Raw genomic sequence first — 6,672 nt, 5'->3', positions numbered from 1 at the left:
TAAAGCACGGGGGCTTTTAACTCTTTTCGCTTCTCTATGTCGGTTATAGGGATAAGCAACGGGAGGGTGAGCTGTGATGTCAATAGTGGACACTAAATTATCTATGCCGCCTCCTTTTTTTCACATAGCTGTTTTCCGGGGGCTTTACTTCTTTATCATCTCGACTTCCAGATTTATAGTTACTTCGTCGCCGACTAAAACTCCGCCAGCCTCAAGCGCTTTGTTCCATGTAAGACCAAAGTCCTTACGGTTGATTTTAGCCGCTGCCGAAGCCCCTCTGCGCATATTTCCCCACGGGTCTTTCATGGCGGTTGACGGCCCGTCAACTTCAAGTGTGACCTCTTTGGTTGTACCTTTTATTGTCAGGTCACCTATGACCTTCATATGGTCCTTTCCTTCAGGTATAACCTTTTTGGAGACAAAGGTCATGTCAGGGAATTTGGTCACGTCGAAGAAGTCTGCGCTTTTCAGGTGGGTGTCTCGTTTTGCGATTTTGGTGTCAATAGATGAAGTATCAATAGTGGCCGAGAACGAGGACTTTGTCATATCGGCGTCGTCTATGACGGCCTTACCTGAAAAGTGGCTGAATAGACCTTTAACATTTGACACCATCATATGTCTTACGGAGAAACCTATAGTGGTATGGTCAGGGTCTATCTCCCATGTAGCCGCCGATACAAGCGATGGAATCACAAATACGACTGTCAGGATAAATAACCATATGTTTTTGCTGATTTTATTTCTGCCCATGTTTATACCCTCCTTATGTGTCAATACTAAAACAGCCGCCTATAGCCGCTGAGCCTTACTACCGCCGGTATTAACTTTAACGATGTCAGAGGTCATACCTGCCGGTTGTCGTTAATTATGTTTCTGATAGCCAGTGTGTCATCTGTGTTAATAGTTATGTTCGTTCCATCTGCCGCTTCTTTGATATGCCGCGTCTTTGTTGTACCTATTATGGCGGTGGTTATACCTGGCTGGGATATCGTCCATGCAGTTACGAATGACGCAAAAGAACAGGCATAGCCCTTAGAGATTTCCTTTATGTCAAGGACTTGTTGAGTTTTTTCTGAGGTCATGGAATCTAATATCCAGTTAATAGCTGGTTGACCAGATTCTCTTAACGCTTCAATAGTCTTATCTGTTAGTACACCTCTGTGAAGCGGCGAGTATGCCTGAACCCCTATGCGGTTTTCTATACAATATGGCAGCTCAGACCTCTCCAGTTTAAGGTTCAGCATACTATAGGGCGATTGCAGGGCAGATACTTTGCCATAGATGGCGGCTTCTTTGATTTGGGCGGTTGAGAAATTAGATAGGCCGTAGTACTTTATCTTCCCCTGTGCCTTAATAGTTTCAAGCGTTTCTATGGTCTGCCCTATGGGGGTATTGTCATCAGGCCAGTGGATGAGATACAGGTCTATGACATCTGTATCCAGTCTCTTGCGTGAATCATCAATCTCTTCAAGAATTGATTTCTTTGATGTGTCCTTATATATAGCCGCAATGGAGTTTTCCTTCCAGCACAAGCCGCATTTAGTTGAGATAACCACCTTGTCTCTAAACTTCTTTATGGCCTTTCCCAGCACAATCTCTGAATGGCCAAAGCCATAAACCGGAGCAGTATCAAAGAAGTTAATGCCCAGTTCAAAGGCCTCACGTATCAACGCTATGGAGTCATCCTCCGGCATGTCCTTATAAAAAGGCTCCCCGCCTATCTCCCACGCACCAAAGGTAATGGGCGTTATGTAAAGATCCGTATCCCCGAAATGCCTTGTTTTCATGTCTTACCTCACGCACCTTTATAATATCATAAATTCTTCTGACAATACCATGTTTCATTCATTAACATAAACGTGAGTTCCTGGCGTCCTTGATTTCTCCATTCTCTTGCTGGTTGAATATAATCATCGGAGTTGCTAAGTGCCAATAGCAATTAACTTCAAGTGATATTGAAATATCGGAGCATCCGGGGAGTTTAGTGTCCACTATTGACATCACAGCTTATGATTATGGTAAAATTGCTGAAACTGCTATGGGTCCACCATAAGTTAATTGAGAATGTAGTGAAGTTGAAAAGATGTTAAACTGATGATAGGAGGCGAATGGGGACGGTCTCTGATGGAGAGCAACCTGTCGGGGGATGGCTTGTTGGGACTAATCGGACTGTTGGCGGTCCGTGGGTTAAAGTTTGACCCTACGAAAACCTTAACCAGATGAATGATCCCTGATGCCCCAAAAACCGATGCTTTTATCTCTGGATACTTCAGACCATAACTTATCTAACAGTACCTCATTTGTGATTGGGCTTTGTTCAATTTGCCCTGAACCAATGCAACAATGCCCCGGCATTTTAATAACGGAGGGAATGGACGATGAGTAAAAAGCATATCTTTGTCGGATTTTATATAGCAATAGCCTTATTAGTCACTTGCACCAACGCGGATGCCTCCTGTACGTGGACTGATCAAGCGGCGGCAGGCAGCAGGCTTTGGCTATCAGTAACATCAGATTCCACCGGACAATATCTCGTTGCCGCTGAAAGTAATGGCTATATTTATACCTCAACCAATTATGGAGCTACATGGAGTACGCAATCAAACGCGTCAGGCAGCAGAAATTGGGTAGCAGTAGCATCAGATTTCACTGGACAATATCTCGTTGCCGCTGTAATTGGTGGCTATATTTATACCTCAACCGATTATGGAGCTACATGGAGTACGCAATCAAACGCGTCAGGCAGCAGAAATTGGGTAGCAGTGGCGTCAGATTCCACCGGACAATATCTCGTTGCCGCTGTAAGTGGTGGCTATATTTATACCTCAACCAATTATGGAGCTACATGGAGTACGCAATCAAACGCGTCAGGCAGCAGAATTTGGGTAGCAGTGGCGTCAGATTCCACCGGACGATATCTCGTTGCCGCTGTAAGTGGTGGCTATATTTATACCTCAACCGATTATGGAGCTACATGGAGTACGCAATCAAACGCATCAGGCAGCAGAATTTGGGTAGCAGTAGCATCAGATTTCACCGGACAATATCTCGTTGCCGCTGAAAGTAATGGCTATATTTATACCTCAACCGATTATGGAGCTACATGGAGTACGCAATCAAACGCGTCAGGCAGCAGAATTTGGGTAGCAGTAGCGTCAGATTCCACAGGGCAATATCTCGTTGCCGCTGAAAGTAATGGCTATATTTACACCTCAACCGATTATGGAGCTACATGGAGTACGCAATCAAACGCGTCAGGCAGCAGAATTTGGGTAGCAGTAGCATCTTCCTCAAACGGATCAAGAATCGTCGCCGCTGTATCTGGTGGGGATATCTATACAGGGGTTCAAACATCATCAATCTCGGGGACAATTACACTAAGCGGGAGTGCTCTAAGCGGAGTGACTGTAACCCTTACCGAGTCTGGCAACGTCGTAAAATCTATAAAGGGCAGCGGAGCAAGGTTAATGTCAGGTTCTATCAGCGCCACGACAACTACCGGTAGTAACGGAACTTATAGTTTTACAGGACTTCCTTACGGGGCGTATACTGTAACGCCGGGCATGAGCGGATATACGTTCAATCCATCAAACAGAAGCGTGACTATAGGCGGTGCTGACTCTGCGGGAAATGACTTTACGGCGACGCTAAACACCTATATAATATCAGGGACAATTTATCTTGGTGAAGTTGACGCAAGCGGAGTAACGATAACCCTTACAGGGGGTGTCAGTGCCACAACAAATGCCAATAGTTCCGGCGTGTACAGTTTTATAGGACTTTATAACGGAACATATACTGTAACGCCAGGACTGAGCGGCTATACATTCAATCCATTAAATAGAATCGTGAGCTTAAGCGGTGCTAACTCTACGGGGAATGACTTTTCAGGTGACATAACCTATGCAATATCAGGAACAATTACACGAAACGGGAGTGCTCAAAGTGGAGTAACAATAATACTAAACGGGGATGCTATTGGCACAACAACTACAGACATCAACGGAGCGTACAGTCTTACAGGACTTTCTCCCGGATCATATACAGTAACGCCAATCCTGAGCGGCTACATATTCACTCCAACAAGCAGTAGTGTGACATTAAACCAATCTAACTTTACTGGAAATGACTTCACAGCGGATGTAATGCCAACCACCTATACTGTAACCGCATCAGCAGGGGTAAATGGTGCAATAAGTCCACCATCAAGCATAGTTGAGTCCGGTGCAACTACAGCATTCACAGTAATACCGGACACAGGATATACGGCTTTAGTCAGTGACACTTGCGGCAGCGGTGGTAGTTTATCCGGTACCACATACACAACCGCAGCGGTGACCGCTAACTGTACGGTAACCGCGACATTTTCACAAAGTTCACCGGCAGTTTGGACTTGGACAGAGGCTCATGCGCCGGGAAACAATAATTATTGGCAGAGCATAGCATCGAGCTTGGACGGCACAAAGATGGTTGCCGTTGTAAATGTTGGAGATATTTGGACATCTGCTGATAGCGGGGCAACATGGACAGAGCGTTATGTAAATGGCGGGAACAACAGTTGGCAGAGTGTGGCGTCGGATTCAACAGGCACTAAACTAGTTGCCGTTGTAAATGTTGGAGATATTTGGACGTCCGCTGATAGCGGGGCAACATGGACAGAACGTTATGTAAACGGCGGGAACAACAGTTGGCAGAGTGTGGCGTCGGATTCAACAGGCACTAAACTGGTTGCCATTGTTTATGGTGGAGATATCTGGACGTCCGCTGATAGTGGCTCAACATGGGAGCCACGCAATGTAAACATTGGTAGTCGTTGGCAGACTGTGGCATCAAGTTCAGACGGGACAAAGCTGGTTGCCCTTGCCTGGTCCAGTGGTGGGGCAAGGCCAATCAGCAAGAAGTTGGTTGATGTTGCATCAAAGAGTGGTGAAGCGTGGCCATTACAATCTATTGGTTCCGGAGGTATCTGGATGTCCGCTGATAGTGGTGCAACCTGGACACTTAGCGGAAACACCGGCAATAACAATTGGCAGAGTGTGGCGTCGGATTCAACAGGCACTAATCTGGTTGCCGTTGTTTATGGGGGAGATATTTATACATCAACAAATAGCGGAACCACATGGACGGCGCGTAATGTAAACGGTGGGAACAACAGTTGGCAGAGTGTAGCGTCGGATTCAACAGGCACTAATCTGGTTGCCGTTGATGATAATGGAGGAGGTATTTGGACGTCTGCTAATAGCGGCACCAACTGGACACAGAGTTTAAACATTGGCAGCCAGTCATGGCAGAGTGTAGCGTCGGATTCAACGGGCACTCATATAGTTGCTGTTGTAAATGGAGGGGATGTATGGACATCTACTGACCGTGGAGCAACATGGAAGCCGCGTCATGCAAGCAGCAATAGTTATTGGTCTGGCTTGGCGGCGAGTTTAGATGGCACGAATCTGGTTGCCGTTGTTTACGGGGGAGATATATATACATCAACAAATGGCGGCACCCTATGGATGGCGCGTAATGTAAGTGGCGGTATCAACAATTGGCAGGGTGTGGCATCGGATTCAACAGGCACGAATCTGGTTGCCGTTGTTTCTGGAGGAGATATATGGACATCCTCAAATAGTGGAACCACATGGACGGCGCGTAATGTAAACAATGGCAGTAACTACTGGCAGGGTGTGGCATCGGATTCAACAGGCGCAAAGCTCGTTGCGGTTGTTTCTGGAGGGGATGCTTGGACATCCTCAGATAATGGAACCACATGGACGGCTCGTAATGTAAACGGTGGCAGTAACTATTGGTACAGTGTGGCGTCGGATTCAACAGGCGCGAAGCTTGTTGCGGTTGTTTCTGGAGGGGATATATGGACATCCTCAGATAATGGAACCACATGGACGGCTCGTAATGTAAATGGTGGCAGTAACTATTGGTACAGTGTAGCGTCGGATTCAACAGGCGCGAAGCTCGTTGCGGTTGTTTCTGGAGGGGATATATGGACATCCTCAGATAATGGAACCACATGGACGGCTCGTAATGTAAATGGTGGCAGTAAAAATTGGCAGGGTGTGGCATCGGATTCAACGGGCACTAATCTTGTTGCGGTTGTTTCTGGAGGAGATGTATGGACATCTACGGATAGCGGAGCTACATGGACGGCTCGTAATGTAAACGGCAGCAACAACTATTGGCAGAGTATTGCATCAAGTTCAAATGGCATGAGGCTGGCAGCCGCTGTGAATGGAGGCGACTTATGGATGGGAGTTTATATGTTACAATCAACCACAACCGTTGCTTCTTCTCTAAATCCATCAACGTACGGCACATCTGTAACCTTCACAGCCACAGTAACAGGGACATCTCCAACAGGCGATGTTACGTTTAAAGATGGCACAGCTACGCTTGGCACCGCATCACTTGTAAGCGGACGGGCCGTATATTCCACATCCTCTCTTTTGGCAGGCACGCACCCAATAACGGCGGTTTACGGAGGGGATACATACAATTCTGCTTCGCTTTCGACGACATTAGCGCAGGTTGTCAATTCGGCGACGCCTACTCCTGCTCCAACAACTACCGGCGTCTCATCGTCCCTGAATCCATCAATATACGGCGTGTCAGTCACATTTACGGCAACTGTTACGGGCAACTCTCCAACAGGTACTGTTACATTTA

3 protein-coding genes are annotated in these 6,672 nt (G+C 46.7%); 1 reads left to right on the top strand and 2 read right to left on the bottom strand.

Annotated features, from left to right (window positions below; translation table 11 throughout):
- Window positions 1-144: 144 nt before the first annotated feature.
- Both AB7D94_RS14755 and AB7D94_RS14750 read right to left on the bottom strand, forming a co-directional pair.
- Window positions 145-750 (bottom strand): YceI family protein, encoded by a 606-nt coding sequence (locus AB7D94_RS14755; protein WP_420266723.1) that lies wholly within the window; start codon window positions 748-750, stop codon window positions 145-147.
- A gap of 92 nt (window positions 751-842) precedes the next feature.
- Complete coding sequence (locus tag AB7D94_RS14750; RefSeq protein ID WP_420266722.1) at window positions 843-1,787, bottom strand: aldo/keto reductase; 945 nt, start codon at window positions 1,785-1,787, stop codon at window positions 843-845.
- Window positions 1,788-2,378: 591 nt separating this feature from the next.
- On the opposite strand from AB7D94_RS14750, the gene AB7D94_RS14745 reads away from it, so the two are divergent.
- The coding region (locus AB7D94_RS14745; RefSeq protein WP_420266721.1) for a beta strand repeat-containing protein at window positions 2,379-6,672 on the top strand (4,294 nt) is incomplete at its 3' end.

The sequence above is a fragment of the Candidatus Magnetominusculus dajiuhuensis genome (assembly GCF_046044395.1).
GTDB lineage: Bacteria > Nitrospirota > Thermodesulfovibrionia > Thermodesulfovibrionales > Magnetobacteriaceae > Magnetominusculus > Magnetominusculus dajiuhuensis.
The sequence above is the reverse complement of the archived record's forward strand: the minus strand, read 5'-3'. Positions and strand labels throughout refer to the sequence as shown.